The organism is Pseudoalteromonas sp. SIMBA_162 (assembly GCF_046535955.1).
In the GTDB taxonomy this organism is placed as follows: Bacteria; Pseudomonadota; Gammaproteobacteria; order Enterobacterales; family Alteromonadaceae; genus Pseudoalteromonas; species Pseudoalteromonas marina.
Genome location: NZ_JAWJBQ010000639.1, coordinates 1 through 260, shown reverse-complemented (window position 1 = coordinate 260; position 260 = coordinate 1). Strand labels below are relative to the sequence as shown.

Genomic DNA, 260 nt, shown 5'->3' with positions numbered 1-260 from the left:
GCTCGACCGCCGCGAAACCCTGCTGATTACCCTGATGTCGTCGGAAAACCGTGCCGCCAACAGCCTGGCCAACGCCTACCCCGGCGGCTATCCGGCGTTCATCAAGGCGATGAATGCCAAGGCCCGCAGCCTGGGTATGGCACATACCCGCTACGTAGAGCCGACCGGCCTGTCGACGCAGAACGTGTCCACCGCCCGCGACCTGGCCAAATTGCTGATGGCTTCGCGCAAGTACCCGATGCTGAGCGAGTTGTCGACCA

The 260-nt window shown here is 63.5% G+C and carries 1 pseudogene; it reads left to right on the top strand.

Annotated features, from left to right (window positions below):
• Positions 1-260 (top strand): annotated as a pseudogene (locus tag R0J88_RS21215) (D-alanyl-D-alanine endopeptidase); the annotation flags it as partial.